Origin of the sequence: Shimwellia blattae DSM 4481 = NBRC 105725, from assembly GCF_000262305.1 — a bacterium.
Lineage (GTDB): Bacteria > Pseudomonadota > Gammaproteobacteria > Enterobacterales > Enterobacteriaceae > Shimwellia > Shimwellia blattae.
The window spans coordinates 188,398-203,390 of the sequence record NC_017910.1; the positions used below are offsets into that span (position 1 = coordinate 188,398).

Consider the following 14,993-nt stretch of genomic DNA (forward strand, 5'->3'; position numbering starts at 1 on the left):
GGTAGCGCGCCCGGAGTGCGCTGTAAACTATCGCTGTAATCGCCGGTTATTCCGGCACTATCCAGCTTACGGTGGCGTGGCCGTAGCCTTCCGGCACCAGGGTTTTATGCAGCCACGGCAGTACGCTGGTCATTTGCTGCTCCAGCTTCCAGGGCGGGTTGATGACAATCATCCCGGAGGCGGTCATACCGCGCTGGTCGCTGTCCGGGCGCACGGCCAGCTCAATTTGCATAATGCGGCGAATGCCGGTCTCTTCCAGGGCGTGGATCATGCGCTTAATTTGCTGGCGCAGCACCACCGGATACCACAGGGCGTAAACCCCGGTAGCAAAGCGTTTATAGCCCTCGCTGATGCCTTTGACCACATCCTGGTAGTCGGTTTTCATTTCATAGGGCGGGTCGATAAGCACCAGCCCGCGGCGGGAAACCGGCGGCAGCTTTGCCTTGAGCTGGATAAAACCATCGCCCCGGGTCACGGTGGCGCGGGCGTCTTTCTGAAATTCGCCGCGCAGCAGCGGGTAGTCTGACGGGTGCAGCTCCGTGAGTTGCAGCGTGTCCTGGGGGCGTAACAGGTGCCCGGCAATCAGCGGGGAGCCCGGGTAATAGCGCAACTGGCCGCTGCGGTTGACCGCGCGAACGGCGCTAATATAGGGGGCCAGCTCGGCGGGCAAATCTTCCTGTTGCCAGACCCGGGCAATACCGTCCAGATACTCGCCGGTGCGCTCTGCCTGAGGGCTGGCCAGCTGGTAGCGGCCCGCGCCTGCGTGGGTATCCAGGTAGAGAAACGGCTTTTCTTTTTCTTTCAGTGACTCGATTATCAGGCTCTGAACGGTGTGTTTTAAAACGTCGGCATGGTTACCGGCGTGGAAGCTGTGGCGATAGCTGAGCATAGGGGCAGGGGTTCCCGAAAACGATAATTGCGCCATCTGTCCGCGGTGTTTACGACCGGTATACGACGATATGGCAGGATCAGAAAATAAAAACGTAACCGACAGTATACCGGAAAGTGAGCGTCTCCGGCACGGCATTCACCGCCACGCGTTACCATTGAAATTCACTACACTAATCCCCATGCTATCAAGCATTGCGGCGCGACGCGCCACTTACCTTATTACAGGACTGCGCTTATGACTAACCCGTTGTTAACTGATTTTACGTTACCGCCTTTTTCCGCGATTAAACCTGAGCATGTGGTCCCGGCGGTAACCAAAGCGCTGGACGACTGCCGGGCGGTGGTTGAACAGGTGGTTGCCCACGGTGCCCCGTGGAGCTGGGAGAGCCTGTGCCAGCCCCTGGCTGAAGTGGACGACCATCTGGGGCGTATCTTCTCACCGGTAAGCCATCTGAATTCGGTAAAAAACAGCCCGGAGCTGCGCGAAGCCTACGAACAGACCCTGCCGCTGCTGTCTGAATACAGCACCTGGGTGGGGCAGCACAAGGGGCTCTACCAGGCGTACCGCAACCTGCGCGACGGCGAGAACTACACCCGGCTTGATACCGCACAGCAAAAAACAGTGGATAACGCCCTGCGCGATTTTGAGCTGTCCGGTATTGGCCTGGCGGCAGAGAAACAAAAACGCTACGGCGAGATTGCCGCCCGCCTGTCGGAGCTGGGCTCCCGGTACAGCAACAACGTGCTGGATGCCACCATGGGCTGGAGCAAACTGATTACGGACGAATCCCAGCTTTCCGGTATGCCGGAGAGCGCCCTGGCGGCGGCCCGGGCGCTGGCGGAATCCCGCGAGCAGCAGGGCTGGCTGTTAACGCTTGATATCCCGAGCTACCTGCCGGTCATGACTTACTGCGATAACCAGGCGCTGCGTGAAGAGATGTACCGGGCATACAGCACCCGGGCTTCTGACCAGGGGCCGAATGCCGGGACGTGGGATAACACCCCGCTGATGGAAGAGATCCTCGCCCTGCGCCATGAACTGGCCGGGCTGCTCGGTTTTGACAACTACGCGCAAAAATCCCTCGCCACCAAAATGGCGGAGAATATCAACCAGGTGCTGGATTTCCTGACCGATCTGGCGAAACGCGCCCGTCCGCAGGGCGAGGCGGAGCTGACCCAGTTGCGGGCTTTTGCCCTGCGTGAGCACGGGGTCCATGAGCTGCAACCCTGGGATATCACCTACTACAGCGAAAAACAAAAACAGCATCTGTACAGCATCAGTGACGAGCAGCTGCGCCCCTATTTCCCGGAAAACAAAGCGGTAAATGGCCTGTTTGAGGTGGTAAACCGTATTTACGGCATCACCGCCCGGGAGCGCCACGATGTGGATGTCTGGCACCCGGATGTGCGCTTCTTCGAACTGTATGATGCCCGGAACGAACTGCGCGGCAGTTTCTATCTGGATCTGTATGCCCGTGAACACAAGCGCGGCGGGGCGTGGATGGATGACTGTGTCGGCCAGATGCGCAAGGCAGACGGCTCCCTGCAGAAGCCGGTCGCCTACCTGACCTGTAACTTTAACCGCCCGGTGAACGGCAAACCGGCGCTGTTTACCCACGATGAAGTGATAACCCTGTTCCACGAATTTGGCCACGGTCTGCACCATATGCTGACCCGGGTTGAAACTGCCGGGGTCTCCGGGATCAACGGGGTGCCCTGGGATGCGGTCGAACTGCCGAGCCAGTTTATGGAAAACTGGTGCTGGCAGCCCGAGGCGCTGGCGTTTATCTCCGGCCACTATGAAACCGGTGAGCCGCTGCCCCAGTCCCTGCTGGATAAAATGCTGGCGGCGAAGAACTACCAGGCGGCGCTGTTTATTCTGCGCCAGCTGGAGTTCGGCCTGTTCGACTTCCGCCTGCATGCGGAGTTTGACGCGCAGCAGGGGGCCCGGATCCTCGAAACCCTGCGGGAGATTAAAAAACAGGTTGCTGTGGTGCCGTCCCCGGCCTGGGGCCGCTTCCCGCATGCGTTCAGCCATATTTTTGCCGGTGGGTACGCGGCGGGCTATTACAGCTACCTGTGGGCCGATGTGCTGGCGGCGGATGCGTTCTCCCGCTTTGAGGAGGAGGGGATCTTCAACCGGGAGACCGGGCTGTCATTCCTGAATAACATCCTCAGCCGCGGTGGCTCTGAAGAGCCGATGGTGCTGTTTAAACGCTTCCGTGGCCGCGAGCCGAAGCTGGATGCCATGCTGCACCATTACGGCATCAAAGGCTGAGCCCGGTTGTGAAAATCTGTTTAACTGATGAGTCAGGCGCCGGAGACGGCGCCTTATCTGTTCTGGCCGCCCGCTGGGGGCTGGAGCACGATGCAGATAACCCCATGGCGCTGGTGCTGACCCCGGCGCACCTGGAGCTGCGTAAACGCGACGAGCCAAAGCTCGGTGGGATCTGGGTGGATTTTGCTGATGGCGCCATGGCACACCGGCGCAAGTTTGGCGGGGGCCGTGGTGAGGCAGTCGCCAGAGCGGTGGGCGTTAAAAGCGGCTACCTGCCGGATGTGGTGGATGCCACCGCCGGGCTGGGGCGGGATGCGTTTGTGCTGGCCTGTATCGGGTGCCGGGTGCGGATGCTGGAGCGCAACCCGGTGGTAGCCGCCCTGCTGGATGACGGCTTACAGCGCGGCTACCAGGATGCGGAGATCGGCCCCTGGCTGCGGGAGCGCATGTCGCTGCTGCACGCCTCCAGCCTGACCTCGCTGGCGGAGATCACGCCGCGCCCGGATGTGGTCTACCTTGATCCGATGTTTCCCCACCGGCAAAAAAGCGCGCTGGTGAAAAAAGAGATGCGGGTATTTCAGTCCCTTGTGGGGCCGGATCTGGATGCGGATGGCCTGCTGGCCCCGGCCCGGGCGCTGGCGAAAAAGCGGGTGGTGGTAAAACGCCCGGATTACGCGCCGCCGCTGGCGGGGGTGGCTACCAGCGATGCGGTGACCACCAAAAGCCACCGTTTTGATCTTTACGCCGGTACGCCGGAGGCCGTGTAACCGTCAGGTGCGCCTGGCGGTGATCCACTCCTGAACCTCAATATTAAAGGTGTCTGGCGCTTTGCGGTAAGTGCGGCGCGCCAGATCCAAAATGGTGTGCCGGGCCAGGGCCTCTTCCATCTGTTGCTGAGCGCTGTCCATTACCGCCCGCACGCCGCAGGGGCCATCACAGGCCCAGGCGGGGGGCGTATCGTTAAACAGCGCCAGACGCTGGCGAATTTCCCGGCACTCAAACAGGGATTTCTCCCCGTCAATGGCCTGCACCACATCCAGCACGGTGATAAGCTCGCTGGGCCGCGCCAGGCGGAACCCGCCGCCTTTACCTTCGCTGCTGGTGACCAGGCCCGCCCGGGATAAGCGGGTGAAGATCTTGGCCAGATAGTCATAGGGCACGTTTTGCAGCCCGGCCATCTCGCGCACGCTCATTTCGCGGGCATCACCTTTTGCATCCACCATGCATATCAGGCTGTGAATACCGTACTCCACGCCAGAGCTGAAAAACGCCATGATTGACTCCGATTCTGTTAATCCGGGTCATTATACATAATGCACCGGTGTCAGACAGCACTACGGGCAAAAAACCGGCACTGAGATAATAAAACAAGCGCAATATCAATTGGTTAGGACAGGATCGCCGCTGCGGGCATTCTTTTAACTCAGAAAGATCTTGTCTGAGTTGACTGCGACAAGTATAGTCGCAGTCAACAACGGCACGGGCCGTGGCAACAACAGGATCGATGATGAAAAACAGTGTTCTGATTATTGGCAGTGGGTTTGCGGGCATGTGGTCGGCAGTCAGCGCAGCGCGCCTGGCGTACCTTAATGGCCGTGACGATGTGGAGATTACTGTGCTGGCACCCCGCCCGGAGCTGGGGATCCGCCCGCGTTTTTATGAGGCAAACGTCAGCACGCTGGCCGCCCCGCTGGGCCCGCTGTTCAGCGCGCTGGGGATCCGCTTTATTGCCGGTGCCGCCGAACATATCGACACACACCAGCAGCAGGTGACCTACCGGGAGCCCGGCGGCGCCACCGCCACGCTGGGCTACCAGCGGCTGATCCTGGCAACCGGTAGCCGCCTGCGCCGGGAAGGGGTGGCGGGCATTGCACGCTACGGGTTTGATATTGATAACCAGGAGAGCGCCGCGCAACTGGAGCGCCACCTGTCCGGGCTTGCCGACCAGCCGGAGAGTGTGGCCCGCAATACGGTGGTGGTGTGTGGCGGCGGCTTTACCGGCATTGAGCTGGCCTGCGAATTACCGGCCCGTTTGCATCAGCTGCTGGGGGGCGGTACTCAGATTAAGGTAATCGTAGTTGATCGCGGCCAGACCATTGCGTCCCGCTACAGTGCGCAAATGCGTGAAACCATTGTGCAGGCGTCTGCTGAGCTGGGTGTTGAATGGCGGCTCAACAGCCAGGTGGCCTCGGTGGATGCGCAGGGCGTGACCCTGGCCGACGGCAGCCGGATTGCCGCCCACACGGTAGTGTGGACTGCCGGGGTTCAGGCCAGTGACCTGAGCGGGCAGATCAGCGCCCCCCGGGATGCCCGGCAGCGGCTGGTGGTGAATGAGGAGTTACAGGTGCCCGGTTTCCCGGCGATTTACGCCACCGGTGATATGGCCCACGCCCGCACGGATGACAAAGGCCACACGGCCCTGATGACCTGCCAGCACGCGATACAGCTGGGAAAATTTGCCGGGCATAACGCCATGGCCAGCCTGCTGGGCTGCCCGGCGCTGGCGTATCGCCAGGAAAATTACGTGACCTGCCTCGATCTCGGGGCCTGGGGCGCGGTGTATACGGAAGGCTGGGATTCGCAGGTGAAAGCCGTTGCCCGGGAAGGGAAGAAGATTAAGCGCACCATCACCCATGAGCTTATCTACCCACCGGCAGCAGACCGTGAGGCGGCATTCGCCTTGGCGGATCCGCTGGCGAAGTTTGTTTAGGAAGGTCTCTGTAAGAACACCCCCCGCATGGGCGGGGGGCGGGTAATCAGAAGGGGTAACGGGCAGGGTTACGCGTCTTCTTCATCTTTTAGCGGCACAATCAGCATATCAACGTGTACGGTGTTGATAAGCTGGCGGGCGGAGGACATCAGCTTGCTCCAGAAGTCCTGATGATGGCCGCAAACCACTAAGTCCATATCGTATTTCTTAATAGCGTCAACCAGCACCTGGCCCAGATCGCCGCTACCGCTTAAGGTCTCGGTCACCGGGTAGCCTGCGGCGGTACACAGATCGTTCAGCGCCTGGTGGGTCTCTTCAGAGATGCGTTTTTGCATATCGCCCAGATTGACATCGATAAGCCCGGTGTACAGATCTGAGTAATTTACATCAACGTGGATCAGGGAAATTTTGGCATTGTACGGACGGGCCATAGAAACGGCTTTTTCGACCAGGACATTGCTCTCCGGGGAGAGGTCAACAGCGATAAGAATATGTTTATAAGCCATAGTGTTACTCCTTCCATAAGACGTCGATGACTTGAGGCGCCGGATAGTTTGCATGGTCCGGGCTATCTGCTCGCCCGCGTGCGCATACTACATACGCGGGAGTGATTGTTGTGTAACTCACTCAGTAACGGCAAACATACTAACTCAAAATACGCATTTATTTGTACTTCTGTCGCGGGTTATCGCATTTCACGCGGCGATTAACTGCGCTTGCCGCGCCTGTGGCCTGGTACTAAGAAAAAACGCTGAACTTTACTGATGTTGCTTATGGATGTGGTAAAAAAATTAGCGGATCTCCTACACTATTTAATAAGCCGACTGAAGAAAGAAATGTGACGCAGGTCGACTTTTCCAGTGCTCATGGTAATGAGCGTGCTGGGAGTGTGGTCTTTCCGTTGTAGTGGCGCGGTAAACGCCGGGGAGGGGTTATGATCAGTACCATAGCGCTGTTTTGGGCTTTATGCGCAGTATGTGTGGTGAATATGGCACGTTATTTTTCATCGTTGCGGGCGTTGCTGGTGGTGCTGCGCGGTTGTGATCCGCTGTTGTACCAGTATGTGGACGGGGGCGGGTTTTTTACCTCCCACGGGCAGCCGGGCAAGCAGATGCGGCTGGTGCGCTATATCTATATTCAGGGCTACCTGGATCACCACGATGAAGAGTTCATTCGCCGCTGTGAGCGGGTGCGCCGTCAGTTTTTGCTGACCAGCGCACTGTGCGGGCTGGTTGTGGTCAGCCTGGTGGCGCTGATTATCTGGCACTGACGCCCTGCGGGCGCGTTAATTATCAAAAAAAAACGGGCCTGTAATGGCCCGTTTTTTGTGACTGGTGTGCGGTCAGATTAACTGCAGCGACAACCAGTACAGCACCCCGGAAAGCAGAATGGAGGCCGGCAGGGTAAATACCCAGGCCATCAGAATGCTTTTCACGGTTTTGCTCTGCAGGCCGCTGCCGTCTACCAGCATGGTCCCCGCCACCGAGGAGGAGAGCACATGGGTAGTGGAAACGGGCATCCCGGTATAACTGGCCACGCCGATAGAGATAGCGGCAGTGACCTGCGCGGCCATCCCCTGGGCATAGGTCATGCCTTTCTTACCGATTTTCTCACCGATGGTGGTCGCCACGCGGCGCCAGCCAATCATGGTGCCGACACCCAGCGCCACCGCAACGGCCATGATTATCCAGATAGGTGCATATTCCACCGTAGACAACATATCGCTGCGCAGCTGTTTCAGGTAGCGGTTATCGCTGACAGAGGTTTCCGGCAGACCGGCGACTTTCTCTGTGGTGTCCGCTACGCAAAGCAGCAGACGGCGCATATGACCACGCTCTTCCGGTGACAAGTCTGAATAGCTTTTCAGGTTGTTGAGAATCGCTTTTGCCCGCTCCAGCGCCAGCACAGCGCGGCTGGCGTCACAGTGGAACTCCGGCCTTGCGGTGCCCGCTTCTGGTGCCGGGATATTGGGGGTCATATCGATAACGTGCTTCAGCGATTCGCTGTGCAGGTTAAAGTAGTTCTCTACGTTGTTGACCGCATCACGGGTATGGGCGATGTCATAACCGGTCGCGTTCATATTGACCACGAACCCGGCAGGCGCCACGCCAATCAGTACCAGCATCACCAGACCAATGCCTTTCTGACCATCGTTAGCACCGTGGGAGAAGCTCACCCCGATGGCGGAAACGATAAGTGCGATACGGGTCCAGAATGGCGGCTTTTTCTTGCCGTCTTTCTTTTCACGCTCTGCGGGGGTCAGGTGGACACGGCGGCGTTTTTTGGTGCCGCTCCAGTAGCGACGCAGCAGGAAAATCATCCCCCCTGCGATAACCAGACCCACAATCGGCGAGATGATCAGCGAGGCAAAAATGCCCAGCACTTTCGGGATATTCAGCGCATCAACTACTGAGCTGCCCGTCATCAGCGCATTGGTCAGGCCGATACCGATAATCGCGCCAATAAGCGTATGTGAGCTGGAGGCCGGAAGCCCCAGATACCAGGTGCCAAGGTTCCAGATAATGGCGGCAAACAGCATGGAGAACACCATTGCCAGGCCATGGGCGGAACCGATATTCAGCAAGAGATCTGTTGGCAGCATATGCACAATGGCATAGGCCACACTCAACCCGCCGAATAACACGCCGAGGAAGTTAAACACCGCAGCCATCATCACGGCCAGTTGCGAACGCATCGCGCGGGTATAGATAACCGTAGCTACGGCGTTTGCCGTGTCGTGGAAGCCGTTAATGGCTTCGTAGAACAGAACAAACAGCAGTGCCAGTATGAGTAATAGCCCGGTATGGTATTCCAGGCCGGCAAACAGATGTAGCATAGACGTTAAGCCATTTTGAGGACATGAACGCGGCGCATTATCAGGGACTTTAGCGACGCGGGCAAAGTGAAATATAGACTTTTTTTGACATAACATCGGTTGCTGTTACGTTCTGAAATGATTTATCTACATATATTCATAGGGTTATCGCCAGAATATTCTTATTGCGCTGGTGCGACCACTGAGAAAACTTTACAATTCGCCCCCCTGTTTTTAAGAGGTTATTGTGGAAAAGTTTGATGCCATTATTATCGGCGCGGGTGCTGCCGGTCTGTTTTGCGCCGCTCAGGCCGCGCAGGCGGGCAAACGCGTGCTGGTTGTGGACAACGGCAAAAAGCCAGGCCGGAAGATCCTGATGTCGGGGGGCGGGCGGTGTAATTTCACCAATTTGTATATTGAGCCCGGCGCCTACCTGAGCGCGAACCCCCATTTTTGTAAGTCCGCCCTGGCCCGCTATACCCAGTGGGATTTTATTGATCTGGTTAACCAGTACCAGATTGCCTGGCATGAAAAGACCCTCGGCCAGCTGTTTTGTGATGATTCTGCCCAGCAGATTGTCGATATGCTGCTCAGTGAGTGCGAGAAGGGCGGCGTGACCCTGCGCCTGCGTAGCGAGATCCTGAGTGTGGAAAAAGACGACCAGGGCTTCAGCCTGGCGCTGAACGGTGCGCAGGTACAGGCACCGAATCTGGTGGTGGCCTCTGGCGGGCTGTCGATGCCGGGGCTGGGCGCTTCGCCGCTGGGGTATAAAATTGCGCAGCAGTTTGGCCTGCAGGTGTTACCCACCCGGGCCGGGCTGGTGCCTTTTACCCTCCATAAACCGCTGCTTGAGGTCCTGCAACCGCTTTCCGGTGTTTCAGTACCGGTCACGGTGACCGCCGCAGACGGCACCCTGTTTCGCGAACAGCAGCTGTTTACCCACCGGGGGTTATCCGGCCCGGTGATGCTGCAAATTTCCAGCTACTGGCAGCCCGGTGAATTTCTGACGGTCAATTTACTGCCCGACTGCGACCTGGCGGCCTTCCTTGATGAGCAGCGTGAGCAGCGCCCGAACCAGAGCCTGCGCAATAGCCTGGCGACCCTGCTGCCAAAGCGGCTGGTCGAAGCGCTGGTCACCCTGGGTAAGGTGCCGGATATTACGCTAAAACAGCTTAACAGCCGCCAGCAGGCGGAGCTGGTGGCCGGGTTGCAGGCGTGGCAAATTCAGCCGAACGGCACTGAAGGCTACCGCACCGCGGAAGTGACCCTGGGCGGGGTAGATACGAATCAGCTCTCTTCGCGCACCATGGAGGCCCGTGAGGTCAAAGGGCTCTATTTTATTGGCGAAGTGGTGGATGTCACCGGCTGGCTGGGGGGCTATAACTTCCAGTGGGCCTGGAGCTCGGCCTGGGCCTGTGCTCAGGCGCTGGCGGCGCAGGCATAAACTTTTCCGGCATGCGGCCCCTTGCGGTGCAAGAGGCCGTGGATCTGGTGTGATTATTTCACATCCAGGGTGCTGATAATGTTTTCTGCTTCGCTCTGGGCTTTTTGCTGATCGTCTGCCGGCAGGGTTATCTGCATGGTCAGCAGTTTGCCGTCAACTTTACCGATGATAACGGAAGACCAGGCGGTCTGCCCTTTGGCGGAGATGATGCTGTCCAGCTGCTGTAAGTCGTGGCCGTTAACCTGGATGGCTTTGTTCGCCACCACCTGCAACTGCGGGTCGCGGTTGCGCTGCTGTGCCTGCAGGCGGTCTGCCAGGACATTCAGCGGCTCATCACTGGTGTCGCCCACAATCACGATAACCGCTTTCTGGCCGGTGGTATCGGAATAGACATGCATATTATTGGTCTGGGTGCCCAGCTTACCGCTCTGATCAGACATCCCTGCCGGTAATGAGAAGGCCAGTTTGCCATCCAGCAGAGAAATGTTTTGCCCTGCTGCGTTACTCTGTGCTGCACTGTCTGGTGTGGCTGAGTTACTGTCGCTGTTGTCGCAGGCGGCCAGTCCGAATACCAGCAGACCGATACCGACGTATTTTACCAGGTTACGCATTACTGATTCCTTCTCTGTTTAACGGCCCTAGCGGCCATCGCGCCATATTATCATAAGATTGCTAAGTTGCTCTTAACCCGCACGTAATGGCCGGGTTTCGGACTTTTCCGCCACTCTTTTTAATAGCATATTCAGCAGTACGCCATACATCGGCAGGAAGAACAGAATGCTGATAAACACCTTAAAGCTGTAGTCCACGGCGGCAATTTCCACCCAGTGTGTCGCCATAAAGGGATCCGGGCTGCGCCAGAAGGCAATAAAGAAGAACGAGGCCGTATCACTGACATTGCCTAAAAATGTGGAGGCCACCGGAGCCAGCCACCAGTGGCGGCTCTGGCGCAGGCGGTTAAAGACGTGGATATCCAGAATCTGCCCGAGGGCGTAGGCCATAAAGCTGGCGCAGGCGATACGGGCCACAAACAGATTAAACTGCCCCAGCGCCGCCAGCCCCTGCCACTGGCCCATATAAAACAGGGCCGAGATCCCGTAAGAGACGACCAGCGCCGGGATCATCACCGACCAGATAATCCGCCGCGCCAGCGGCGCACCGAAGATCCGTACCGTCAGGTCTGTGGCAAGGAAGATAAACGGAAAGCTGAACGCACCCCAGGTGGTGTGAAACCCGAAGATATTCACCGGCAGCTGTACCAGATAGTTACTGGAGATAATCACCAGCAGATGAAATAGCGATAGCCAGACAAGCGCCTTGCGGTGCTGGCGCAGTGAAGCGGAAAACGACATATTGTGACCTTTTTATTGGCTGGGGTGAGGGAACCCATAACACACACGGCCGGAACCTACCGGCAATGGTTCGAAAACCGCCGCATGATACTGCTTTAGCCTGGTGATGCAATGGTTAATTTTAACGCAATCGTTCACGTATCTTGCGCGCTTTGCGCCACGGCGTAAAATAAGGCCGTTTTTTCGACTGTCTGAGAATACTATGAGTGATTTGTTTGCCGGCTCTGACCATACCCTTGATGCCCAGGGGCTGCGCTGCCCGGAACCGGTGATGATGGTGCGCAAAACCGTGCGTAAGATGTCCGTTGGCGAGACGCTGCTGATTGTGGCGGACGACCCGGCGACAACCCGCGATATTCCGGGGTTCTGCCGGTTTATGGAGCATGAGCTGCTGGCCCAGCAGACCGACGCACTGCCCTACCGCTATCTGCTGCGTAAAAGTAATTAAGCCTTTTGTTTCCCCCCGGCAGGCCTGCCGGGGGGCTACCCTTCGTTAGTTTTTCCCGCGGCGCAATAAGCGCAGGGCGTTGGCTGTGACCAGCGCCGTGGCGCCCGAATCCGCCAGTACCGCCATCCATAACCCGGTGACCCCCAGCAGGGTGGTGACCAGAAACAGCGCCTTTAACCCCAGCGCCACGCCGATATTCTGGCGAATATTGCTGTGGGTGGCCCGGGCCAGGCGGATCAGCGCCGGAAGCTCTGCCAGGCTGTTGCGGGTCAGCGCCGCGTCTGCCGTTTCGAGGGCCACATCGCTCCCGCTGCCCATGGCAATCCCGATGGTGGCGGTTTTCATGGCCGGGGCGTCGTTGATCCCGTCGCCCACCATGGCCAGCGGGGCCTGCTGGTTGAGGGCCCGCACGGCGGTGACTTTATCCTCCGGCAGCAGGCCGGCCCGGAACTCAATACCCAGCTCACCGGCGATGGCCGCCGCTGCCCGGGGGTTATCCCCGGTGAGCATAATGCCCTCAATACCCAGCGCCTTAAGCTGCGCTATGGCCTGGCGGGCGTCTTCACGCAGTGTATCGCTCAGGCCAATAATGCCCTGGAGCTGGTTATCCGCCAGCGCCACAATCACCGTTTGCCCGCCGGATTCCAGGGTGGCTATCTCCCGGGGCCAGTCGCCACTGAGTGCCTCCCGGGGGGCGCGGGCGGGGGCACACAGGGTGATGTTCTGCCCGTTAATGACCGCCTCGATACCGACACCCGCCCGGGTGGTCTGGGATGTGGCCCGGCTGACCTCCAGCCCGCGGGCCTGTGCTTCACGCATAATGGCCTGGCCCAGGGGGTGGCTGGTGCCCTGTTCGGCGCTGGCGGCCAGGGCCAGTAACTGCGCCTCACTCAGGGTGCCGTGGGTGACAATGGCGCTCACCCGGGGCTGGCCCCGGGTAAGGGTGCCGGTCTTATCAAAGGCCATCTGCTGCACCTGGCGCAGCCGCTCCAGCGCCACGCCGCCTTTAAGCAGGGCCCCCCGGCGCGATGCGGCCGCCAGGCCCGAAGTGATGGCCGCCGGGGTGGAGATAACCAGCGCACAGGGGCAGCCGATAAGCAGCAGGGTCAGCCCTTTGTAGATCCACGGCTCCCACAACTGGCCCATCAGCAGCGGCGGGATCACCGCCACCAGCAGCGCCAGGGCCATAATGGCCGGGGTATAAACCCGGCTGAAGCGGTCAATAAAGCGCTCAATGGGCGCCCGGCGGCTGTCTGCCTCTTCAATCATTCTGAGAATGCGATCGATGGCGCTCTCTCCCGGGCGGGAGGTGACCCGCAGCGAGACCAGCCGGTCAACGCTGGTGCAGCCCGCGGAGACAGGATCGCCGTTCTGATGCTCCACCGGCACCGACTCACCGGTAATGGCGCTTTCGTCAAAACTGGCCGGGCCGTTGAGTAAGATACCGTCTGCCGGTAAGCGACCCCCGGCGGAGACCTCAATCACATCGCCGGGGTGCAGATCCGCCAGCGCAACGGTGGTGCGCTGGTCGCCCTCAACCCGGGTGGCCACTTCGGGCCGGAGCGCCATCAGTGCGGTTACGCCTTTGCGTGCCCGGCTGGCGGCCCAGCCTTCCAGGCGCTCGCCCAGCAGGAATAACAACAACACCATGGCGGCTTCATGGGTGGCACCGATCACCAGAGCACCGGCGGCGGCCACGGTCATCAGCGTTTCAATGGCAAACCAGCTGCCGCTGCGGATAAGCCGCCAGGCCTGGCGCGCAATCGGCCACAGCCCGGTAAGGGTGGTGACAATAAAAGCAATATTGCCCGCCGCCGGGGCAGCCCAGGCGATAATCTGGCTGATTATCATCATGGCGGCGAGGATCAGGATCGTACGGTTTTCCTGCCAGAATCCGGCTTCTGCTACCGGTGGCGTGCCCGCAGGCCGGGAGGATAACAACTGGTAGCCTGCCCGGGTGACCGCCTGCTCTACGGCCGCGCAGAGATCGCCCTGGCCGGTCACCAGCAGCTTTTCGGTGGCGAACAGCACCTGCACCTGGCTGACGCCGGGCACGCTGCGCACTGCGTTTTCCACTTTGCGGGCGCAGGCGGCACAGTCCATGCCGCTCACCTGCCAGCTGTGGCGGGTCGCCCCCGGGGGCAGTGGTGCGTCGGCCGGGCTCTCCCGGGTTTCGCTGGCGGTCGCGGCACAGCAACTGCCCGAGTCGCAGCAGGTTGCGTGCTCAGTGTGCGGTGTGTGTTGCTCTGGGGAGACGGGGTTTGCCATGGGGCCCTCCGGTAATGATAATTTTCTCATTACCTTATCCTACACTCTGGAGTTGCCTCCAGAGTCAAGACGATTTTAGCGGGCCCGTGGTTACGGCATATCTCAGAGGTAGAGGGCCCGGACTATCATAAAATGACCGGCAAAATAGCAGGCGGCGGCGAGGGCCGTATCCCCTTTAAAGCGGTAGCGATAGCGGCTCACCAGCCAGACGATATTGCTCAGCAACAGCAGCGCAGCCCCGACAAAACCGGAGAAGCTGGTATCCACCGGGCGTGAGAACCACTGCTCTGCGGCCATCCAGACCATGGCGAGGGTGGCGGCGATAAACAGTGTGACCGGCAGCCGCAGAGTGTCGAGCCGGCTCCAGATGGTTGCCAGCAACAGGGCGCCGATGATCAGCAGCGCCAGGGGCGCGGGCCAGAAGAACGAAAACGACAGCTGGCTGGCAAACCAGACGGCATACAGCAGGTGAGAGACAAAAAACGCCATGAAGGCATAACGCGGGGTGCTCCCCGACATCTGGCTGAGGGTGTCGCCAGCCAGCGAGGCGACCAGACCGGCCAGGACCAGGTAATAGAGCGGGGTGAATACCGGTGCCTGCCAGGCAAGCATCAGTAACAGCAGTAAAGTTATGGGTTTAAAGATCCAGCGTTGCCAGGCGGGACCACGATAGGATGCATCAACATACAGCCAGCCGGAGAAAAATACGGCTATAAATGACCAAAGCATAATTGCTCCCTGATTCGTTACAGTGGCACACGCCGCTGCGTGTGTCTGCCTGCCAGTG

Annotated in this window: 14 protein-coding genes; 6 read left to right on the forward strand and 8 right to left on the reverse strand. The window is 59.2% G+C overall.

What is annotated here, in order from left to right; genetic code table 11:
- Nucleotides 1-46: 46 nt before the first annotated feature.
- Nucleotides 47-889 (reverse strand): 23S rRNA (adenine(2030)-N(6))-methyltransferase RlmJ, encoded by an 843-nt coding sequence (locus tag EBL_RS00795; protein ID WP_002440609.1) that lies wholly within the window; start codon nucleotides 887-889, stop codon nucleotides 47-49.
- A 237-nt stretch (nucleotides 890-1,126) separates the two neighbouring features.
- On the opposite strand from EBL_RS00795, the gene prlC reads away from it, so the two are divergent.
- Together prlC and rsmJ are read left to right on the forward strand one after the other, a co-directional pair.
- Entirely contained in the window at nucleotides 1,127-3,169 is a 2,043-nt protein-coding gene (gene prlC, locus EBL_RS00800) for an oligopeptidase A (RefSeq protein ID WP_002440607.1), read from the forward strand.
- An 8-nt stretch (nucleotides 3,170-3,177) separates the two neighbouring features.
- Nucleotides 3,178-3,936, forward strand: coding sequence for a 16S rRNA (guanine(1516)-N(2))-methyltransferase RsmJ (rsmJ, locus tag EBL_RS00805; protein ID WP_002440605.1), 759 nt, complete (start codon nucleotides 3,178-3,180; stop codon nucleotides 3,934-3,936).
- A gap of 3 nt (nucleotides 3,937-3,939) precedes the next feature.
- Here rsmJ and EBL_RS00810 read toward each other — a convergent pair whose 3' ends face one another.
- Nucleotides 3,940-4,443, reverse strand: a complete 504-nt coding sequence (locus tag EBL_RS00810) for an RrF2 family transcriptional regulator (RefSeq protein WP_002440603.1) — start codon at nucleotides 4,441-4,443, stop codon at nucleotides 3,940-3,942.
- A 233-nt stretch (nucleotides 4,444-4,676) separates the two neighbouring features.
- Here EBL_RS00810 and EBL_RS00815 point away from each other — a divergent pair, with 233 nt between their 5' ends.
- Entirely contained in the window at nucleotides 4,677-5,879 is a 1,203-nt protein-coding gene (locus EBL_RS00815) for an NAD(P)/FAD-dependent oxidoreductase (RefSeq protein WP_002440601.1), read from the forward strand.
- Nucleotides 5,880-5,947: 68 nt separating this feature from the next.
- Here the strand turns inward: EBL_RS00815 and uspA are convergent, their stop codons facing one another.
- On the reverse strand, nucleotides 5,948-6,385 hold the full coding sequence (gene uspA, locus EBL_RS00820) for a universal stress protein UspA (protein ID WP_002440600.1): 438 nt from the start codon (nucleotides 6,383-6,385) through the stop codon (nucleotides 5,948-5,950).
- 428 nt (nucleotides 6,386-6,813) lie between these two features.
- Here uspA and uspB point away from each other — a divergent pair, with 428 nt between their 5' ends.
- Nucleotides 6,814-7,149, forward strand: coding sequence for a universal stress protein UspB (uspB, locus tag EBL_RS00825; protein ID WP_002440599.1), 336 nt, complete (start codon nucleotides 6,814-6,816; stop codon nucleotides 7,147-7,149).
- A 72-nt stretch (nucleotides 7,150-7,221) separates the two neighbouring features.
- Here uspB and pitA read toward each other — a convergent pair whose 3' ends face one another.
- On the reverse strand, nucleotides 7,222-8,715 hold the full coding sequence (pitA, locus tag EBL_RS00830) for an inorganic phosphate transporter PitA (protein ID WP_002440598.1): 1,494 nt from the start codon (nucleotides 8,713-8,715) through the stop codon (nucleotides 7,222-7,224).
- A gap of 226 nt (nucleotides 8,716-8,941) precedes the next feature.
- Here pitA and EBL_RS00835 point away from each other — a divergent pair, with 226 nt between their 5' ends.
- Nucleotides 8,942-10,138 carry a BaiN/RdsA family NAD(P)/FAD-dependent oxidoreductase gene (locus tag EBL_RS00835; protein WP_002440596.1) on the forward strand — a complete coding sequence of 399 codons (1,197 nt, stop codon included), beginning with the start codon at nucleotides 8,942-8,944 and terminating at the stop codon, nucleotides 10,136-10,138.
- Between the two features lie 53 nt (nucleotides 10,139-10,191).
- Here the strand turns inward: EBL_RS00835 and EBL_RS00840 are convergent, their stop codons facing one another.
- Together EBL_RS00840 and EBL_RS00845 are read right to left on the reverse strand one after the other, a co-directional pair.
- Nucleotides 10,192-10,749, reverse strand: a complete 558-nt coding sequence (locus EBL_RS00840; protein ID WP_002440595.1) for a DcrB family lipoprotein — start codon at nucleotides 10,747-10,749, stop codon at nucleotides 10,192-10,194.
- 72 nt (nucleotides 10,750-10,821) lie between these two features.
- Nucleotides 10,822-11,490 (reverse strand): 7-cyano-7-deazaguanine/7-aminomethyl-7-deazaguanine transporter, encoded by a 669-nt coding sequence (locus tag EBL_RS00845; RefSeq protein ID WP_002440594.1) that lies wholly within the window; start codon nucleotides 11,488-11,490, stop codon nucleotides 10,822-10,824.
- 202 nt (nucleotides 11,491-11,692) lie between these two features.
- On the opposite strand from EBL_RS00845, the gene tusA reads away from it, so the two are divergent.
- Complete coding sequence (gene tusA, locus EBL_RS00850; RefSeq protein WP_002440593.1) at nucleotides 11,693-11,938, forward strand: sulfurtransferase TusA; 246 nt, start codon at nucleotides 11,693-11,695, stop codon at nucleotides 11,936-11,938.
- 45 nt (nucleotides 11,939-11,983) lie between these two features.
- On the opposite strand, the gene EBL_RS00855 is transcribed toward tusA, so the two are convergent.
- Both EBL_RS00855 and EBL_RS00860 read right to left on the reverse strand, forming a co-directional pair.
- Entirely contained in the window at nucleotides 11,984-14,206 is a 2,223-nt protein-coding gene (locus tag EBL_RS00855) for a zinc/cadmium/mercury/lead-transporting ATPase (protein ID WP_002440591.1), read from the reverse strand.
- 102 nt (nucleotides 14,207-14,308) lie between these two features.
- Complete coding sequence (locus EBL_RS00860) at nucleotides 14,309-14,935, reverse strand: lysoplasmalogenase (protein ID WP_002440589.1); 627 nt, start codon at nucleotides 14,933-14,935, stop codon at nucleotides 14,309-14,311.
- Nucleotides 14,936-14,993: the final 58 nt, after the last annotated feature.

Bases quoted from the DNA above. Each gene is read 5' to 3' on its own strand.
- uspB (WP_002440599.1), top strand. From the start codon at position 6,814: ATGATCAGTACCATAGCGCTGTTTTGGGCTTTATGCGCAGTATGTGTG.
- EBL_RS00860 (WP_002440589.1), bottom strand. From the start codon at position 14,935: ATGCTTTGGTCATTTATAGCCGTATTTTTCTCCGGCTGGCTGTATGTT.
- EBL_RS00815 (WP_002440601.1), top strand. From the start codon at position 4,677: ATGAAAAACAGTGTTCTGATTATTGGCAGTGGGTTTGCGGGCATGTGG.
- EBL_RS00840 (WP_002440595.1), bottom strand. From the start codon at position 10,749: ATGCGTAACCTGGTAAAATACGTCGGTATCGGTCTGCTGGTATTCGGA.
- uspA (WP_002440600.1), bottom strand. From the start codon at position 6,385: ATGGCTTATAAACATATTCTTATCGCTGTTGACCTCTCCCCGGAGAGC.
- EBL_RS00845 (WP_002440594.1), bottom strand. From the start codon at position 11,490: ATGTCGTTTTCCGCTTCACTGCGCCAGCACCGCAAGGCGCTTGTCTGG.
- EBL_RS00795 (WP_002440609.1), bottom strand. From the start codon at position 889: ATGCTCAGCTATCGCCACAGCTTCCACGCCGGTAACCATGCCGACGTT.
- pitA (WP_002440598.1), bottom strand. From the start codon at position 8,715: ATGCTACATCTGTTTGCCGGCCTGGAATACCATACCGGGCTATTACTC.
- EBL_RS00810 (WP_002440603.1), bottom strand. From the start codon at position 4,443: ATGGCGTTTTTCAGCTCTGGCGTGGAGTACGGTATTCACAGCCTGATA.
- EBL_RS00855 (WP_002440591.1), bottom strand. From the start codon at position 14,206: ATGGCAAACCCCGTCTCCCCAGAGCAACACACACCGCACACTGAGCAC.
- tusA (WP_002440593.1), top strand. From the start codon at position 11,693: ATGAGTGATTTGTTTGCCGGCTCTGACCATACCCTTGATGCCCAGGGG.
- prlC (WP_002440607.1), top strand. From the start codon at position 1,127: ATGACTAACCCGTTGTTAACTGATTTTACGTTACCGCCTTTTTCCGCG.